The sequence below is a fragment of the Serratia sp. CY31944 genome, from assembly GCF_052169175.1.
GTDB classification, from domain to species: domain Bacteria; phylum Pseudomonadota; class Gammaproteobacteria; order Enterobacterales; family Enterobacteriaceae; genus Serratia; species Serratia sarumanii.
Genome location: NZ_JBJNLG010000027.1, coordinates 1 through 18,777, shown reverse-complemented (window position 1 = coordinate 18,777; position 18,777 = coordinate 1). Strand labels below are relative to the sequence as shown.

At 61.8% G+C, this 18,777-nt stretch carries 13 protein-coding genes; 9 read left to right on the top strand and 4 right to left on the bottom strand.

Features of this window, described 5'->3' with window-relative positions:
* Window positions 1–44: 44 nt before the first annotated feature.
* Entirely contained in the window at window positions 45–2,873 is a 2,829-nt protein-coding gene (gene uvrA / locus ACJ8IN_RS22640) for an excinuclease ABC subunit UvrA (protein ID WP_033636192.1), read from the bottom strand.
* A gap of 277 nt (window positions 2,874–3,150) precedes the next feature.
* On the opposite strand from uvrA, the gene ssb1 reads away from it, so the two are divergent.
* Window positions 3,151–3,684 (top strand): single-stranded DNA-binding protein SSB1, encoded by a 534-nt coding sequence (ssb1, locus tag ACJ8IN_RS22635; RefSeq protein ID WP_033654707.1) that lies wholly within the window; start codon window positions 3,151–3,153, stop codon window positions 3,682–3,684.
* A 62-nt stretch (window positions 3,685–3,746) separates the two neighbouring features.
* On the opposite strand, the gene ACJ8IN_RS22630 is transcribed toward ssb1, so the two are convergent.
* On the bottom strand, window positions 3,747–4,496 hold the full coding sequence (locus ACJ8IN_RS22630) for a 3-oxoacyl-ACP reductase family protein (RefSeq protein ID WP_039569629.1): 750 nt from the start codon (window positions 4,494–4,496) through the stop codon (window positions 3,747–3,749).
* Between the two features lie 149 nt (window positions 4,497–4,645).
* Window positions 4,646–4,906, bottom strand: coding sequence for a multiple stress resistance protein BhsA (gene bhsA, locus ACJ8IN_RS22625; protein ID WP_033636189.1), 261 nt, complete (start codon window positions 4,904–4,906; stop codon window positions 4,646–4,648).
* A 196-nt stretch (window positions 4,907–5,102) separates the two neighbouring features.
* On the opposite strand from bhsA, the gene ACJ8IN_RS22620 reads away from it, so the two are divergent.
* The 5 genes from ACJ8IN_RS22620 to ACJ8IN_RS22600 all read left to right on the top strand — a co-directional run bounded on the left by ACJ8IN_RS22620 (window position 5,103) and on the right by ACJ8IN_RS22600 (window position 10,206).
* Entirely contained in the window at window positions 5,103–5,546 is a 444-nt protein-coding gene (locus ACJ8IN_RS22620) for a lipocalin-like domain-containing protein (protein WP_060425024.1), read from the top strand.
* Window positions 5,543–6,211, top strand: a complete 669-nt coding sequence (locus tag ACJ8IN_RS22615) for a glutathione S-transferase family protein (RefSeq protein ID WP_033649718.1) — start codon at window positions 5,543–5,545, stop codon at window positions 6,209–6,211. The genes ACJ8IN_RS22620 and ACJ8IN_RS22615 overlap by 4 nt, the downstream gene beginning before the upstream one ends.
* A 47-nt stretch (window positions 6,212–6,258) precedes the next feature.
* Window positions 6,259–6,666, top strand: coding sequence for a VOC family protein (locus tag ACJ8IN_RS22610; protein WP_039569623.1), 408 nt, complete (start codon window positions 6,259–6,261; stop codon window positions 6,664–6,666).
* A 332-nt stretch (window positions 6,667–6,998) separates the two neighbouring features.
* The gene (locus ACJ8IN_RS22605) at window positions 6,999–8,360 is read left to right on the top strand and encodes an NCS2 family permease (RefSeq protein ID WP_033636185.1); all 1,362 of its coding nucleotides are present in this window, start codon (window positions 6,999–7,001) and stop codon (window positions 8,358–8,360) included.
* Window positions 8,361–8,556: 196 nt separating this feature from the next.
* Complete coding sequence (locus ACJ8IN_RS22600) at window positions 8,557–10,206, top strand: Na+/H+ antiporter (RefSeq protein WP_033636184.1); 1,650 nt, start codon at window positions 8,557–8,559, stop codon at window positions 10,204–10,206.
* Between the two features lie 76 nt (window positions 10,207–10,282).
* On the opposite strand, the gene ACJ8IN_RS22595 is transcribed toward ACJ8IN_RS22600, so the two are convergent.
* The gene (locus tag ACJ8IN_RS22595; RefSeq protein WP_025304429.1) at window positions 10,283–11,170 is read right to left on the bottom strand and encodes a LysR family transcriptional regulator; all 888 of its coding nucleotides are present in this window, start codon (window positions 11,168–11,170) and stop codon (window positions 10,283–10,285) included.
* 140 nt (window positions 11,171–11,310) lie between these two features.
* On the opposite strand from ACJ8IN_RS22595, the gene ACJ8IN_RS22590 reads away from it, so the two are divergent.
* From ACJ8IN_RS22590 to ACJ8IN_RS22580, 3 genes are all read left to right on the top strand, one after another.
* A complete protein-coding gene (locus tag ACJ8IN_RS22590; RefSeq protein WP_004936830.1) occupies window positions 11,311–11,733 on the top strand; it encodes a CidA/LrgA family protein in 423 nt (140 codons plus the stop codon).
* The gene (locus tag ACJ8IN_RS22585; protein WP_004936833.1) at window positions 11,726–12,415 is read left to right on the top strand and encodes an LrgB family protein; all 690 of its coding nucleotides are present in this window, start codon (window positions 11,726–11,728) and stop codon (window positions 12,413–12,415) included. The genes ACJ8IN_RS22590 and ACJ8IN_RS22585 overlap by 8 nt, the downstream gene beginning before the upstream one ends.
* A gap of 612 nt (window positions 12,416–13,027) precedes the next feature.
* A partial coding sequence (locus tag ACJ8IN_RS22580) for an amino acid adenylation domain-containing protein (protein WP_442519526.1) occupies window positions 13,028–18,777 on the top strand: 5,750 nt, incomplete at its 3' end.

The following is an 18,777-nucleotide window of genomic DNA, read 5'->3' as shown; positions in this document are numbered from 1 at the left end:
CACCCCCCCCCCCCCCCCCCCCCCCCCCCCCCCCCCCCCCGGCACTACGGCTTCAACAGCGGTTTCAGGAAGCGTGCGGTGTGCGATTTTTCACACTCGGCCACGGTTTCCGGCGTGCCGGCGACCAGGATCTCGCCGCCGCCGCTGCCGCCTTCCGGCCCCAGATCGACGATCCAGTCGGCGGTCTTGATCACGTCCAGGTTATGCTCGATGACCACGATGGTGTTGCCCTGATCGCGCAGCTGATGCAGCACCGCCAACAGCTGCTGGATATCGGCGAAGTGCAGGCCGGTGGTCGGTTCGTCGAGGATATACAGCGTCTGGCCGGTGCCGCGCTTCGACAGCTCGCGCGCCAGCTTGACGCGCTGCGCCTCACCGCCGGAGAGCGTGGTGGCCGACTGGCCGAGGCGGATGTAGGACAGCCCGACATCCATCAGGGTCTGCAGCTTGCGCGCCAGCGCCGGCACCGCGTCGAAGAACTCGCGCGCTTCTTCGATGGTCATCTCCAGCACTTCGTGGATGCTCTTGCCCTTGTACTTCACTTCCAGCGTTTCGCGGTTATAGCGCTTGCCCTTGCACTGATCGCACGGCACGTAGATGTCCGGCAGGAAGTGCATCTCGACCTTGATCACCCCGTCGCCCTGGCAGGCTTCACAGCGCCCGCCCTTGACGTTGAAGCTGAAACGGCCCGGCGTATAACCGCGGCTGCGCGATTCCGGCACGCCGGCGAACAACTCGCGCACCGGGGTGAAAATGCCGGTATAGGTGGCCGGGTTGGAGCGCGGCGTGCGGCCGATCGGGCTCTGATCGATGTCGATCACCTTGTCGAAATGTTCCAGGCCGGTCACTTCGCGGAACGGCGCCGGTTCGGCGATGGTGGCGCCGTTGAGCTGGCGCTGGGCGATCGGGAACAGCGTATCGTTGATCAGCGTCGATTTGCCGGAGCCGGAAACGCCGGTGATGCAGGTAAACAGACCGACCGGCAGCGTCAGCGTCACGTCCTTCAGGTTGTTGCCGCGCGCGCCGCTCAGCTTCAGCACCTTGGTCGGATCGGCCTGCACGCGCTGCGCCGGAATGGCGATCTCGCGTTTGCCGCTGAGGAACTGGCCGGTCAGCGAGTCCGGCTGTGCCATGATATCGTCGACGGTGCCTTCCGCCACCACCTGGCCGCCGTGCACGCCGGCGCCGGGGCCGATGTCGATCACGTGGTCGGCGGCGCGGATGGCGTCTTCGTCATGCTCCACCACGATCACCGTGTTGCCGAGGTTGCGTAGGTGGATCAGCGTTTCCAGCAGGCGCTCGTTGTCGCGCTGGTGCAGACCGATCGACGGCTCGTCCAGCACGTACATCACGCCCACCAGGCCGGCGCCGATCTGGCTGGCCAAACGGATACGCTGCGCTTCGCCGCCGGAGAGCGTCTCCGCCGAGCGGGACAGTGACAGGTAGTTCAGGCCGACGTTCACCAGGAATTTCAGGCGATCGCCGATCTCTTTCAGCACTTTTTCGGCGATCTTGGCGCGTTGGCCGCTGAGCTTCATGTTCTGGAAGAAGGTCATCGCATGGCCGATGCTCAGATCGGAGATCTCCGGCAACGTGGTGTCTTCGACGAACACGTTGCGCGCTTCTTCGCGCAGGCGAGTGCCGTGGCACGAGGCGCAAGGGCGGTTGCTGATGAACTTCGCCAATTCTTCGCGCACCGCGCTGGATTCGGTCTCTTTATAGCGGCGCTCCATGTTGTGCAGCACGCCTTCGAACGGATGACGGCGCACGGTGGTATCACCGCGATCGTTGATGTATTTGAATTCGATCGACTCTTTGCCGGAGCCGCTCAGCACCGCCTTCTGCACGTCGGCGCTCAGGGTGTTGAACGGCGCTTCGACGTCGAACTCATAGTGCTCCGCCAGCGAGCGCAGCATCTGGAAGTAATAGAAGTTGCGGCGATCCCAGCCGCGGATCGCGCCGCCGGCCAGCGACAGCTCGGGGTTTTGCACCACGCGATCCGGATCGAAGAACTGCTGCACGCCCAGGCCGTCGCAGGTTGGGCAGGCGCCGGCCGGGTTGTTGAAGGAAAACAGGCGCGGTTCCAGCTCGCGCATGCTGTAGCCGCAGATCGGGCAGGCGAAGTTGGCGGAGAACAGCAGCTCGTCCGCTTTCTCGTCGTCCATATCCGCCACCACCGCGGTGCCGCCGGACAGCTCCAGCGCGGTTTCGAACGATTCGGCCAGGCGCTGCGCCATGTCCTCGCGCACCTTGAACCGGTCGACCACCACTTCGATGGTGTGTTTCTTCTGCAGCTCCAGCTTCGGCGGATCGGACAGATCGCACACTTCACCGTCGATGCGCGCGCGGATATAGCCCTGGGCGGCCAGGTTTTCCAGCGTTTTGGTGTGCTCGCCCTTGCGATCTTTCACCACCGGCGCCAGCAGCATCAGGCGCTTGCCTTCCGGCTGGCTCAGCACGTTATCGACCATCTGGCTGACGGTTTGCGCCGCCAGCGGCACATGGTGATCCGGGCAGCGCGGCTCGCCGACGCGGGCGAACAGCAGGCGCAGGTAGTCGTGGATTTCGGTGATGGTGCCGACCGTGGATCGCGGGTTGTGCGAGGTGGATTTCTGCTCGATGGAGATCGCCGGCGACAGGCCCTCGATATGATCGACGTCCGGTTTTTCCATCAGCGACAGGAACTGGCGCGCATAGGCGGAGAGCGATTCGACGTAGCGGCGTTGCCCTTCGGCATACAGCGTATCGAAAGCCAGCGATGACTTGCCGGAACCGGACAGGCCGGTGACGACGATCAGTTTGTCACGCGGGATAATCAGGTTGATGTTTTTCAGATTATGGGTTCGAGCACCACGAACTTCGATATTGTCCATTTACACTTCCCGTCTTGATGATACACCGCGCCTGTCGCGATTTTTGCGGGGGATTTTGTGATGGATCTCGCAAAAAACCGGCACAGCCAGGTCGAAACGCATAATTATGACACAAAAAAACCTGAATGAATATCCAGTATGCGAATGCAACAAGGTCGATCGAAAAGACAATTCTGGAATGCAATTCGCACTTATCAACACGGGTGTGGTTTCGCACTCAGCGTGGTAAACTGACGCGTTTATACTGTGTAGAAATCAATCATCGGGAGAAGTGCTCATGGCCAGCAGAGGCGTAAACAAAGTAATTCTGGTCGGGAATCTGGGTCAGGATCCAGAAGTCCGTTACATGCCGAACGGCGGCGCAGTGGCCAACATTACCCTGGCGACCTCCGAAAGCTGGCGTGACAAGGCGACCGGCGAACAGAAAGAGAAGACCGAGTGGCACCGCGTCGTGCTGTTCGGCAAACTGGCCGAAGTGGCGGGCGAATACCTGCGTAAAGGCTCTCAGGTCTACATCGAAGGCTCCCTGCAGACCCGTAAATGGCAGGATCAGAGCGGCCAGGATCGCTACACCACCGAGATCGTGGTTAACGTCGGCGGCACCATGCAGATGCTGGGCGGCCGTCAGGGCGGCGGCGCACCGGCCGGTCAATCTGCCGGCGGCCAGGGCGGTTGGGGCCAGCCTCAGCAGCCACAGGGCGGCAACCAGTTCAGCGGCGGCCAGCAGCAGTCGCGCCCGGCGCAGAACAGCGCTCCGGCGGCCAGCAGCAACGAACCGCCAATGGATTTCGACGACGATATCCCGTTCTGATATCCGGCCGTTTGCAGCCAAAAAAAAGCCCCTTCACGGGGCTTTTTGCATTTCAGGGATGGTTACGCCGAGAAGCCTCCGTCGATGCTCAGGCTGGCGCCGGTGATATAACCCGCCTGCGGGCCGGCGAGGTAGGCGACGAAGCCGGCGATCTCTTCATCTTTGCCGTAGCGGCCGATCGCCATCAGCTGCTTGAGCTGCTCGGCGAACTCACCGGCGTCCGGGTTCATCTCGGTGTCTACCGGGCCGGGCTGCACGTTATTGACGGTGATGCCGCGCGGGCCGAGATCGCGCGCCATGCCTTTGGTCAGGCCGACCAGCGCCGATTTGCTCATCGCATACACCGCCGCGCCGCCGAACGGCACGCGCTCGGCGTTGGTGCTGCCGATGTGAATGATGCGGCCGCCGTCGTTCATGTGGCGCGCCGCTTCTTGGCTGGCGACGAACACGCTGCGCACGTTGACCGCCAGCATGCGATCCAGATCGTCCAGCGCCAGCTCCTCGGTGCTGCCCAGCGTAAACACCCCGGCATTGTTCACCAGAATATCCAGGTTGCCGAACTGGCTGACCGCCTGGCGCACCGCCTGCTGCAGCGCCGCCGCATCGGCGCTGTCGGCCTTGATGGCGAGGGCTTTGCCGCCGGCGGCGGTAACGGCGCTTGCCACCGCTTCGGCGCGATCGGCCGAGGCGGCGTAGGTAAAGGCGACCGCGGCCCCTTCGCTCGCCAACCGTTTCACGATGGCGGCGCCGATGCCGCGTGAGCCGCCCTGGACGAACGCGACTTTGCCTTGCAGAGGTTGTGCTGTGGTCATGTTATTTCTCCAAAGTGGGTGAGGGTAAGGCGTTATTCCCAGTATCGGTGAAATGTCTGGCGGCCACTGTTCACAAAGAGCTTTGCCTGCCCACAACGAGAAAAGCCCCTTGCGGGGCTTCTTTCTTCCGTCGATTGGCTGTTCGACGATCAGTTGAAGATTTCTGCGGTGCCGTACAGTTTGTTCTGGCCGCCGGCGGCGACGATGCGGTATGAGCTGGCGCCTGACGCAGCGGCTTTGCTGGCCAGTTCGCTTTCCAGCGCGCTCAGGTTGCTGGCGCCGCTAACGGAGACTACGCCGATTTTCTGGGCGTCTGCAGCGGGTTGGCTGGACGGCAGGTCAGCGGCGAAGGTAGCGAAAGAAGCGGTAGCCAGCAGCGCAGCGGTAGCAAAAATTTTGACGTTTTTCATGATGTATTCCTCAGCGTATTGATTGGATGAGAGCCCGTTGTCTCTCGATGTATTAAATAGTAGTGCGGCAGACAGGAATAAAAAATCGGAGAGTTTTGAGTATCTCTGTCAAATAAACTGATTGTTTTTTCATCCGCTGGCGCGCGGTAAAAATCGCCACTACCCTTTACAGACGATCCTTAACCGGAGAAGCGTAATGACGGTAAACGCATTTATCGGCAGCTGGGCGCTGGTGTCCTCGGCATTTGAGAACCAGGACGGCGAGCTGAATTACCCGCTGGGCGAGCAGGTGCTGGGGCGCATCCATTATGAGGCCAACGGCACGATGGCGGCGCAGCTTTACAGCGCCGTGCGGCCGCATTTCGCCGCCGACGATTTGGCGCAGGGATCCGAGCGGGAGATCCGCGCGGCCTTCATCAATATGATTTGCTACTTCGGCCGCTATCAGGTGGAGGAAAGCGAGCAGCGGGTGGTGCATCAGGTCGAAGGCTGTTCGTTCCCCAACTGGGTAGGCAGCCGTCAGGTGCGTTTTTACGCTTTCAGCGGCGATCGGTTGACGTTGCGCACGGTGCCCTTGCAGCTCGGCAATGGCGTGCAGGTGGGCGAACTGGTGTGGCAGCGGACAGGAGCTTCTTTATGATCATTGTTCATCATCTCAATCATTCGCGCTCGCAGCGCATTCTGTGGTTTCTGGAAGAGCTGGGCGTGCCCTATCAGGTGCAACGCTACGAACGCGATCCGCAGACCATGCTGGCGCCGGCGGCGCTGAAAAAGATCCACCCGCTGGGCAAATCACCGGTGATCGTCGACGGCGATCTGACGCTGGCGGAATCCGGCGCCATCATCGAATACCTGCAGGAAGCCTATGACGCGCAAGGGATGTTCATGCCGACCGACTTCCACGCGCGCCAGCAATACCGCTACTGGCTGCACTACGCCGAAGGATCGCTGATGCCGCTGTTGGTGATGAAACTGGTGTTCAGCCGCCTCGGCCAGCCGCCGATCCCCTGGCTGCTGCGGCCGGTGGCCGGCGCGATCGGCAAGGGCGTGCAGCGCGAATATCTCGACAAGCAGATCGCGCCGCACTGCGAGTATCTCGAGCAGCACCTGAACAAGGGCAGCTGGTTCGTCGGCAACGACTTCAGCGCGGCAGACATTCAGATGAGCTTCCCGCTGGAGGCGATGGCGGCGCGCGGCGCGTTGGATGACTGCCCGAAACTGCGCGGTTTTCTGCAGCGCATTCACGCCCGGCCCGCCTACCAGCGGGCGTTGGAGCAGGGCGGCCCTTACGACCTGCTGAGTTAACCGGATGGGCTATACTCGATGGGGTCATTCTTCATCGGAGGTAGCCCATGGCTACGCAAATCTTCGTTAATCTGCCCGTCCGCGATCTGCCCGCCTCGATGGCTTTTTTCACCCGCCTGGGTTTCACTTTCAACCCGCAATTTACCGATGACACCGCCGCGTGCATGGTGGTCAGCGACACGATTTACGTGATGCTGCTGACCCATGACAAATTCAGGGTGTTTACCCCGAACCCGATCGGCGACGCCAAACAGGCCACCGAAGTGCTGGTGTGCCTGTCGCAGCCCAGCCGGGCGGCGGTGGACGAACTGGTGCGCAAGGCGGTCGCCGGCGGCGGCAACACCTACCACCCGCCGCGGGACTACGGCGTGATGTACGGCCACGGTTTTCAGGATCTGGACGGCCATATCTGGGAATTGATGTATATGGATCCCGCGGCGGCGCAGGCGCAATAACCCCGCCGTGACGGAATTCGCCGGGGCGCTCGTCGCCCCGGTTTTATCGTGCAGGCGCCATTTCCGCCGCTTTCTGCATAAATTGCCGCGATCTTTAGTTGATTAGACGCTAGGGAAGGCAGGATAATCGTTTGCCTTGAATAAACCACCATAAATCACCCGTACCGCGCGCTGCGAGTTAAACGTTTGCCTTGGTGCGCATCGCCGTTGGCGCTGCGACGGAAGGGCACGGATGCGGAACGTGACGTAAACGATTACGTGACGATCGGGCGCGGGCGAGATTACAGGCCTGCTGCGACGGGCCGATTCATGAAACACAGGGGAAGTAACCTATGTCGAACTCTCAAGCGAACCACGCCGCAAAACCAACCGGCGGGCTTGATGGCTATTTTAAAATTTCCGCGCGCGGCAGCAGCGTGCGCCAGGAGGTGGTGGCGGGGCTGACCACCTTCCTGGCGATGGTGTACTCGGTGATCGTGGTGCCGAGCATGCTGGGCAAAGCGGGCTTCCCGCCGGCGGCGGTGTTTGTCTCCACCTGCCTGGTGGCCGGTCTGGGCTCGCTGCTGATGGGGCTGTGGGCTAACCTGCCGATGGCGATCGGCTGTGCGATCTCGTTGACCGCCTTCACCGCCTTCAGCCTGGTGCTGGGCCAGCACATTAGCATTCCGGTGGCGCTGGGCGCGGTGTTCCTGATGGGCGTACTGTTTACCGTCATCTCGGTCACCGGTATCCGCGCCTGGATCCTGCGCAACCTGCCGATGGGCGTGGCGCACGGCACCGGCATCGGTATCGGTCTGTTCCTGCTGCTGATCGCCGCCAACGGCGTCGGCCTGGTGGTGAAGAATCCGCTGGATGGCCTGCCGGTGGCGCTCGGTGCGTTCACCTCCTTCCCGGTGGTAATGACGCTGGTTGGCCTGGCGGTGATCTTCGGCCTGGAAAAACTGCGCGTGCCCGGCGGCATTTTGCTGGTGATCATCGCCATTTCCATCATCGGCCTGATCTTCGACCCGGCGGTGAAATACCAGGGGCTGTTCGCCATGCCGAGCCTGGCGGACGCGGACGGCAAATCGTTGATCTTCAGCCTGGATATCATGGGCGCGTTGCAGCCGGTGGTGTTGCCGAGCGTGCTGGCGCTGGTGATGACCGCGGTGTTCGACGCCACCGGCACCATCCGCGCGGTAGCCGGCCAGGCCAACCTGCTGGATAAAGACGGCCAGATCATCAACGGCGGCAAGGCGCTGACCTCGGATTCCCTGAGCAGCATCTTCTCCGGCCTGGTGGGCGCCGCGCCCGCCGCGGTCTACATCGAATCCGCCGCCGGCACCGCCGCGGGCGGCAAGACCGGCCTGACCGCCACCGTGGTCGGCATCCTGTTCCTGCTGATCCTGTTCCTGTCGCCGCTGGCCTATCTGGTGCCGGTCTATGCCACCGCACCGGCGCTGATGTACGTCGGCCTGCTGATGCTGAGCAACGTCACCAAGCTGGACTTCAACGACTTCGTCGACGCGATGGCCGGCCTGCTGTGCGCGGTGTTCATCGTGCTGACCTGCAACATCGTTACCGGCATCATGCTGGGCTTCAGCTCACTGGTCATCGGCCGCATCTTCTCCGGCGAATGGCGCAAGCTGAACATCGGCACTGTGCTGATCGCCGTGGCGCTGGTGGCGTTCTACGCCGGCGGCTGGGCGATCTAAGCCCTCGGGTTTCCCTCGCCCGGCGGGCGAGGGAAGCTGTCACGGCAATTCCCTTCTTAAGATAAGTCTTCTTCTGCTCTGCACCGCGTTTTGAAAGGCACAACAAGCTTTAACGGCTGTAAAAAAAGTGATCTACTATCGGAACCAACGCAGGCCCTGAGCCGATGTCGTCTGAATCGTAGAGTCTAAGGAAAGCATGGAAATCTTTTTTACAATCCTCATTTTGATCCTGGTGGTCTCCCTGTCCGGGGTGGTGACGCGCATGTTGCCGTTCCAGGTGCCGCTGCCGCTGATGCAAATCGCCATCGGGGCCCTGTTGGCCTGGCCGCATTTCGGGCTGCACGTCGACTTTGATCCCGAACTGTTCCTGGTGCTGTTCATCCCGCCGCTGCTGTTCGCCGACGGCTGGAAAACGCCGACGCGCGAATTCCTGCACCACGGGCGTGAAATTCTCGGCCTGGCGCTGGTGCTGGTGCTGATCACCGTGGTCGGCGTCGGCTATCTGATCTACGCCATGGTGCCGGGCATTCCGCTGGTGGCAGCCTTCGCGCTGGCGGCGGTGCTGTCGCCGACCGATGCCGTGGCATTGTCCGGCATCGTCGGCAAAGGGCGCATTCCCAAGCCGATCATGGGCGTGCTTGAAGGCGAGGCGCTGATGAACGACGCGTCCGGCCTGGTGTCGCTCAAGTTCGCCATCGCGGTGGCGATGGGCACCATGGTGTTCACCGTGGGCGGCGCAACCCTCGAGTTCCTCAAAGTGGCGATCGGCGGCCTGCTGGCCGGCGTGGCGGTCACCTGGACCTACAGTAAATCGCTGCGGGTGATGAGCCGCTGGAGCGGCGACGATCCGGCGACCCAGATCGTGTTCCTGCTGCTGCTGCCGTTCGCTTCTTATCTGATCGCCGAACATATCGGCGTTTCCGGCATCCTGGCGGCGGTAGCGGCGGGGATGACCATCAGCCAATCCGGCGTGATCCGCAACGCGCCGTTGGCGATGCGCCTGCGCGCCAACAGCGTGTGGGCGATGCTGGAATTCGTGTTCAACGGCATGGTATTCATCATGTTGGGCCTGCAGCTGCCGGGCATTCTTGAGACCTCCATCCTGCAGGCGGAGCTGGATCCGACCATCCAGACCTGGTACCTGTTCGCCGACGTGGCCACCATCTACGCCGCGCTGCTGGTGCTGCGTTTCACCTGGCTGTGGGTAATGAAGAAGGCCAGCAACCGCTTTATGAAAAAGCGCCCGCTGCAGTTCGGCGACTACAGCACGCGTGAGCTGTGGGTGGCGTCGTTCGCCGGGGTGCGCGGGGCGATTACCCTGGCCGGTGTGCTGTCGATACCGCTGTTGCTGAGCGACGGCACCGCCTTCCCGGCGCGCTATCAGCTGGTGTTTATCGCCGCCGGGGTGATCCTGCTGTCGTTGATCGTCGGCGTGCTGGCGTTGCCGCTGCTGCTGCGCGGCGTGCAGGTGGCCGACAAGAGCGCCAGCAAGCAGGAAGAACGCATGGCGATCGCCATGGCGGCCGAAGTGGCGATCGAGAGCGTGAATAAAATGGAAGAGCGCCTGGTTGCCGATACCGAAGAGAACCTCGATCCGCAGGTGTTGAAAGAGGTCAGCTCGCGGGTGACGGGCATGCTGCGGCGGCGTATCGCCTCGAAAGACGACATCGAGAATGCGCTGGCGATGGAAAACCTCGAGCGGCGTTTCCGCCTGACGGCGCTGCGCGCCGAGCGCGGCGAGCTGTACCACCTGCGCGCCACGCAGAAAATCAGCAACGAGACGCTGCAAAAACTGCTGCACGATCTCGACTTGCTCGAAGCGCTGCTGATCGAACGAGAAGGGTAAGCTTCAGACGAGGAATTAACGTTTTTCCTCTCTATTTCTGTCCTGAAGGGCCGCCTGTGCGGCCCTTGTTTTTTGGCTACTTGAGCGGCGGCCAGTAGTCGCGGCAGCAGGCGATCCAGGCCTGCGCGCTGTGCGACAGGTAGCTGCCCTGGCGCCAGATCAGGCCGATTTTCCACTCCATGCGTGGTTCCAGCGGCAGCCAGACCAGGTTTTCCTTGTCCAGCCAGCGGCAGACCGGCTCCGGCAGCATGGCGATGCCCACGCCGGCCTGCACCATCGAGGCGAGAAAGTCCCATTGGCCGCTGCGCACCGCGATTTGCGGTTCAAAACCGGCCTGGCGAAACGCCTTCATCAGCATCTTGTACAGCGCAAAGTCTTCGTTATAAATCAGGATCGGGCTGTCGGCCAATTCGGCGATATTGATGCGGGTGCGGTTGAGCCACTGCGGCGTGCGCGGCGCCACCACGCACATCGGGTGGCCCAGCAGCGGCAGAAAGGTCAGCGGCTGTTCCGAATCGAAGGGCAGCACCGTCATCGCCAGATCCAGTTCGCCGGACATCACCGCCTGTTCGACCGACAGCCCGCCCAGCTCGGAAATTTTCAATTCGATGCCGGGATAGGTCTGGCGAAAGCGGCGGATCAGATCGGCGATCTGCCTGCCCACCATCGGCGGAATGCCCAGCCGCAGCACGCCTTTTTTCACCGAGCTGATGTCTTCCAGCTCCGCCTCCAACTGGCGGAATTCGTCGAGGATCGTCAGGCCGCGCTGATACACCGCCTGGCCGCTGTCGGTCAGGCGCAGCTTGCGGCCTTCGCGGATCAGCAGCGTGCATTCCAGCTCCTCTTCCAGATGCCGCAGCATCTTGCTGATGGTGGGCTGGGTGACGAACAGTTTTTCTGCGGCGCGGGTGAAGCTTTGCTGGCGCACCACTTCAACGAAGTAGCGCAGGGTGCGGACATCCACGTTAGGGTTCTCCTTGAGGGCGCTACCGGCGGGAAACTATTCCCGGCCGGCATGATGTCGATAATTTTAATTCATTTCAGGCGTGGTTTCCCGGCTGCGTATACTGTAGGCCGTCAATTTATTGTTTGAGGTCATCTTTCATGTCTCTGGCGTTACGCCGCGTTGCCCCCTCCCTGCTGACCCGTTTGCAGGTGCCGATTCAGGTGGCGTTGTATGCGGCGCTGTTCCTGATCGCCGATCGCCTGGTGCAACAATTTCACCTGCCGCTCCCCGCCAATATCGTCGGCATGCTGATGCTGCTGGCGCTGATCCTGCTGCGCATTCTGCCGCTGAGCTGGGTCAAGGCCGGCTCCCGCTGGCTGCTGGCGGAAATGCTGCTGTTCTTCGTGCCGGCGGTGGTGGCGGTGGTCAACTACGCCCAACTGCTGATGGTCGAGGGCTGGAAGATCTTTCTGGTGATCGCGGTCAGCACCATGCTGACGCTGGGCGCTACCGGGCTGGTGGTGGACAGGGTGTATCGGCTGGAGATTTGGCTGCAGCGGCGGAAGCAGCGCCATGAATGATTTTATCCTCAGCCTGGCCTGCTTTCTGGCGACGCTGGCGCTCTACTTCGCCAACAAGAAGCTGTACCGCCGCCGCCGCACGTTACTGCTGATGCCGCTGGTGCTGACGCCGATGATCCTGGTGCTGCTGCTGGTGGTCACCCACATCTCCTATCAGGACTATATCGGCGAAACCCACTGGCTGCTGTGGCTGCTGGGGCCGGCGACCATCGCCTTTGCGGTGCCGGTGTACGAGAATTTGCATATCATCCGCCGCCACTGGCTGTCGCTGACCGCCGGGGTAACGACGGCGGTGCTGGTGGCGGTGTACAGCTCGGTGTGGCTGGCGCGCCTGCTGACGCTACCGGAAGAGGTGCAGCGCAGCCTGGCGGTGCGTTCGATTACCACGCCGTTCGCGCTGGAGGCCGCCAAACAGATGGGCGGGCAGCCGGATCTGGTGGCGCTGTTCGTGGTGATCACCGGGGTGTTCGGCATGGCGGTGGGCGACATTCTGTTTCTGCGGCTGGCGGTGCGCAGCCGCCTGGCCAAGGGAGCCGGGTTTGGCGCCTCGTCACACGGCGCCGGCACCGCCCGCGCTTATGAACTGGGGCCGCAGGAGGGCGTGGTGTCGAGCCTGGTGATGATGTTGGCCGGCATTATCACGGTGGTGGCCGCGCCGCTGATCGGTCGGCTGATGTGGTAAGACCTCTCGGGGCGGGCTCTGCCGCCCCGTTTTACGTTGTCTGGCATTGGGAACGATGCCGTTGATTGACGCCCGAAAAAACGAAGAAATTTTTCAGCATAATTTTTCCCATCGTTATAACAAAAAACGATAGATGCGCCGCGAGCAAAATTGCCGTTCATTTTAAATGCCAATGAATTAATTAAATAATAAATTATTATCATAAAAACAATAAAGTATAACTTATTGATATGGAGAGGCTCTTATCGTAAGCATTGCTGCACATTAACTGCGGTGAATAATACAAAAGAATATGAGTTCCTCTCTAATTATCTCAGATTAATACAAGCGGAATACGCTCGTCATCCCTGAGTAATATCGGGGAAATAAAATGGTCATTTATTCCCTTTCGCACATTTCGCCAAAAAAAATATCCTCTCCTATACTTCACAGCTCAACAAATTGAGGCACAGGGGGAACCTCTGGATTAACCATTTCATCCTTTCTTAGTTGGGGGGAGACCCAACTTTTCTACGGTTTTTTTATTCTGACCTGAACTGTCGGACGGCCAGGCTTTGCCTAAATCCGGACGGTCCCTTTCATTAACGTAATGAAAACGTGCTAGAGAATATTATGAACAAACAAACTGATGTGAAGAGTGGGGAACTCCGTACGGGTGCTCAGGCCGCGGCGGAGAAAGTCGAACTGCATGAAATGACTATCGCCCAGCGTGAACTCTGGCTGGGGGAAAATATTTCCAAAGAGTTGTCGTTCAATATCTGGGGCTATGGGCAGGTTGACGGGCCTCTCGACGTTAAGCTGCTGCGGCAAGCCATCGATGCTATCGTCGAAGAAACGCCGGCTCTGCAAGCGCATTTTGTGGAAAAAGACGGTGAGCTTTATCAATACCGCGCGCCACGCACACATGAGCCGCTGTTCACACTCGATCTCAGTAAGGAACCCGATCCCCTGCAGGCGGCCAGACGCTGGATGGCGGCGGATGCGGCGCTGCCGCGCCGCGCTACGGGAGAGGAACCTTTTAGTTTTTATGTGATTACGCTCGCTCCGCAGCGCTATGTCCTCTATCGGCGTTTCCACCATATGATCACCGACGGCCGCAGTGCCGAGGAAGTGATGCGGCGCATCGCGGCTTACTATAACGCGCTGGCGTCCGGCGGCGTCATCCCTGAATTCGCCAACTGCAATTTCTCTCTGCTTTATGAAAACGACATCAAATACCGCGACTCCTCACGCTTTTCTTCCGATCAGGCTTTTTGGCGGGAATATACTGCCGCTGCGCCGCAGAGTTTGTCGCGTAGAGCCATATTGACCCCGGACGCCGCGATGAACCGCAACACGCAGCTGCTGGAAAAAGAGGCATTGGATCAGCTGCAGCAACAAGCTGACAATATCGGCGTACACCGCGCACATATATTGGCCGCCGCCGTAGCATTATGTTTCTACAGCCTGACTGGCAGTGAATATCTTAATTTCAGCATGCCGGTGACCGGAACGAGAGAACGAAACAGTATTGGTATGACCTCTAACGTTGTCCCTTTGATTATCAAGGTTGAACCCCAGCTGAGTCTGGCCGAATTTATCCAAAAGGTCGCGGCCGAAATAGCAAAAGTGGTTCGTCATCAATTATATCGTGGGGAGGACATTCGGCGTGACAATGGCGCGACGGATTCCGCCTGGTTTGGCCCTTCAATTAACATTGTTTCTTTCGACCACGGCGATCCTTTCTGGGGGTGCCGCACCCGTTGGTATTATGGCGGGAATATTCCGTCCGGCGATCTACAGATTATGCTGTATGAAGACCAGCAGGCGAATGAGCTGGACGTCACTTTTTCTGACGCCGATTATGCAAATTCATTAGGCGATCTGGATGTTTTGCAGCGCCGTTTCCAGTTTATTTTACGGGCGCTGAACGCATCAACGGCGGGGACGATCGAGGCGTTGGATCGGCAAGTGGCGGCGCTGGCGGATGCCGAGGCCGGCGGCAGCTTTTACACCAACCGTCGGCAACCGCCTGCCGGCGGCATCATTCGTTGGGATCGCCCGGCTGAGGCGCTGCAGCGCCTGGTGAGCTCGCTGAGCCATGGCGCGGGATGCGCGGCGAAGATGCTGCTGGCGGAGCGCGTGTTGGGCGTGACGGCGCTGCAGGCGATGAGCGATGAGCGGCAGGCCGAACCCGGTACCCTGCTGCACGTCGAGGCCGACGGCTGGGTGATTGCCGCGAACCCCGGCGTGGTGCGCGTCGGGCCGTTCTTGCGCGCCGACGGCTCGACTCAGCCAGGCGATGCGCTGGCGCAGGCCTGCGGCCTGTCTGTCGGCTCGGTCTTGCCGACGATTAACGCTGCCGAAGCCTCGCTGTTAGGCGCGGCGTATGGCGCCAGCGCCGATAGCGCCGCTTTTTGGCAACCGCGCCTGACGCGTTATTATCCGGCACCGTTCCCGCCGGGGCCTGGCCGCCAGGCGGATCTTCCCGCACGCTGGCAGGCGACGGCCTGGCAGCGCCTGGAAAAAATTGCCGGCGAGCAGGTGCTGGCGGCAGCAACCCTTTATCTGGCGCGCATGTGCAATGAAACCGATTTTCAGCTGGGGTGGATCACCCCGGACGATCGGAATTGGGGGCGTTGGGCTCACCTGAGCGCGCGCGTGCTGCCGCTGCAGGTCTCTGTTGATCACACCGGCAATTTCCAGCAGGCGTTGGCCGCGCTGGAACAGGAATATAGCCAGCTGCGCGCTCATGCCGATTATCATCCCGCGTTGCTGACGCGCGATGCGGACCTGCGAGCGTCTCAGACTTGGCCGACGGCGGTATCGATCGTCAGTCGGCGCTCGGCGCAGGGGTTGCAGCCTGAAGACGAGGGGGTTGCCGCCATCATGGCTTCCGGCTCGCGCGCGGTATTGCAAATCTGCAAGACTGACGGCGCTTTCCGTTGGGTCTACGACGCCGCCTCCGTGGCTGACGAGCAGATGTTGCGGGCGACGCAACATCTGCTGATGCTGCTCAACGACGCGGTGAGGGCGGGTTCTCATCGTCGCACCGTCGGCGAACTCAGTCTGGTTTCCGAGGAAGAACGCGCGCAGTTGCTGCAGGGCCTCAACCACACCGTCGCTTCACATTCGCCGACGGCCTGTCTGCACCGGTTGTTCGAAGCACAGGTCAAACGGACGCCGGAGGCGATCGCGGTGACGTATGGCGATGACAGCCTGACCTACGCGGAATTGAATACCCAGGCGAACCGCTGGGCCCATCGGCTGGTACAGCTTGGCGTGCAGCCGGACAGCCTGGTGGCGCTGTGTGCCGGGCGCGGGCTGCCGATGCTGGTCGGGCTGCTGGGGATCCTCAAAGCCGGCGGCGCCTATGTGCCGCTGGATCCCGCCTATAGCGGCGAGCGGCTACAGTACATCCTGGCGGATTCAGCGCCGGTGCTGCTGCTGGCGGATGAGCTCGGCCGACAAGCGCTGGGTGGCTGCGAGGTGCCGGTGCTGGCGCTGGAGCAGCCACTGACGGGGGAAAGCGACGATCTGCAGGACGTCGGGGTGCGCCCGGCGCACCTGGCGTATGTGATTTATACCTCCGGCTCGACCGGCAAACCCAAAGGGGTGATGGTGGAGCACCGGCAGGTCGCGCGGTTGTTCAGCGCGACGAACGCCTGGTTCAACTTCAGCGCCGCCGACAGGTGGTGCCTGTTCCACTCATTCGCCTTCGACTTCTCGGTCTGGGAGATCTGGGGCGCCTGGCTGTATGGCGGCCAGCTGTTCATCGTACCGCAGGCGATCGCCCGCTCGGCGCCGGATTTTTATCATTTCGTCTGCCGCAGCGGCATCACGGTATTGAACCAGACGCCGAGCGCCTTCAAAGCCTTTATCCAGGCTCAGGCGCACAGCGAAGCGCGCCAGCAGCTACGCGAGATCGTGTTTGGTGGCGAAATGCTGAAGCCTTGCGATCTTGCGCCGTGGTTTGCTCGTCCAGAGAACCGGCAGACACGGTTGATCAACATGTACGGTATCACCGAGACCACGGTGCATGTGACTTATCGGCCGCTGTCGGCGCAGGATACGGCGATCACCACCAGTCCGATCGGCAGCCGCATCCCGGATTTGCGCTTGTATCTGCTGGGTGCCGACGGCGAACCGGTGCCGATGGGGGCGATCGGCGAACTGTACGTCGGCGGCGAAGGGGTGGCGCGGGGTTACCTGAACCGGCCCGAATTGACGGCGGAACGTTTTCTCGATGATCCTTTCAACCGGGCGCCGGGTGCGCGCATGTATCGTACCGGCGATCTGGCGCGCTATCTGCCGGGTGGCGATATCGAATACCTGGGGCGCAATGACCAGCAGGTAAAAATCCGCGGTTTCCGCATCGAATGCGGCGAGGTGGAGGCTCAGCTGAGTACCGATCCGCGCGTGCGCAGCGTAGCCGTGGACGCGATTGACGATGGCGACGGGGGCAAGCGACTGGTGGCGTGGGTGGTTCCGGCACCGGAAGCCGAACGCGCTACGCTGGCGACCGGGCTGCGTCAGCATCTGCAGGCGCGGCTGCCGGATTATATGGTGCCGGTGGCTTACGTTTGGCTGGAGGCGTTGCCGCTGACCGGCAACGGCAAATTGGACAAGCGGGCTCTGCCGGTGCCGCAGGTCGACGCCTATGTGCGTGAAGCCTATGCGCCGCCGCAGGGCGAGGCGGAAAACCTGCTGGCGGCTATCTGGCGCGAGCTGCTGGGCGTAGAGCGCGTCGGTCGCTATGACCACTTCTTCGAACTGGGCGGGCATTCGCTGATGGCGGTGCGCCTGGCTAACCGCGTGCAACAGGCCGGATGGCAGTTACCGTTGCAGGCGCTGTTCGCCAGCCCGGTACTGCACGTGCTGGCGCAGACGCTGGAGGTTGCGCCGGCTCAGGAACCGCTGCCGATACTGCCGGTGGCGCGCGACGGCGAATTGCCCCTGTCGTTCGCCCAGCAACGCCTGTGGTTCCTGACCCAGTTGGAGGGGATGAGCGAAACCTACCATATCCCCCTGGCGCTGCGGCTGCATGGCCGGTTGGACCGACAGGCGCTGCAACATAGTCTGGATGCGCTCTATGCGCGTCACGAATCGCTGCGTAGCCGGTTCATCACCCGGGAAGATCGGCCACAGGTGCAGATTTTGCCGGCAAACGGGCTGCCGCTTGCGTTCCACGATCTGCGACGTCATCCCGCGCAAGCCGACACGCTGTGCCGTCAGGCGGCCACTCAACCGTTTGATTTGACGCAGGGGCCGCTGGTGCGCGCCGCGCTGATCCGCCTGGCGGATGAGGAGCACCTGTTCCTGCTCACCTGTCATCACATCATTTCCGACGGTTGGTCGACCGGCATTCTGCTGCGTGAACTGGGGGCGCTGTACGGCGCTTTGCGTCGCGGCGATGCCGATCCGCTGCCGCCGCTGACGCTGCAATACCCGGATTATGCCGCCTGGCAGCGTCGCTATCTGACGCCGGAGCGGTTGGCGGCGCAGGCGCAATACTGGCGCGAAACGCTGAGCGATGCGCCGGCGCTGCTGACGCTGCCGACTGACCGGCCGCGTCCGACGGTGCAGTCTTTCAGCGGCGGGGAGGTGCCGATCGCGATCGACGCCGAGTTGACGCAGGCGCTGCGGCAGTTCAGCCGGCAGCATGGCGGCACGCTGTTCATGACGGTGCTGGCGGCCTGGAGCCTGGTGCTGGCGCGCATGGCCGGGCAGCAGGAGCTGGTGATCGGCACGCCGGAGGCCAACCGTGGCCGGCTGGAAACCGAATCGCTGGTTGGCTTCTTCGTCAGCACGCTGGCCCTGCGCATCGATCTTCGCGACGATCCGGATCTGCCGACGCTGATCGCGCGGATCCGCCACACGGTGCTGACGGCGCAGGAAAATCGCGATCTGCCGTTCGAGCAGGTGGTGGAGCTGGTCAATCCGCCGCGCCACTTGGGCTATACCCCGCTGTTCCAGGTGATGCTGGCCTGGCAGGACGGCTCGGTGCGCGATATTCCGCTGCCTGGGCTGCAGGCCGAGCTGGCCGGGCTGGAATACAGCGCGGCGAAGTTTGATCTGACGCTCGATCTGGCCGATACCGGCGAAGGCATCAGCGGTACGCTGAACTTCGCCACGGCATTGTTCGATCGCGCCACCGCCGAACGCTACGGCGTTTACCTGGTACAGGCGCTGCGGGCGATGACGTTGAATAGCCCACGGTCAGTATCCCATATCGACTTGTTGCCGCCCGCCGAACGGGAGCATCTGCTGCATGGCTGGAACCGCACCGAGCGTGACTACCCGCTGGATCAGACGCTGGCGGCGCTGTTCGAGCAGCAGGTGCGCCGCACGCCGGACGCCACCGCGCTGGTGAGCGGCGCGGA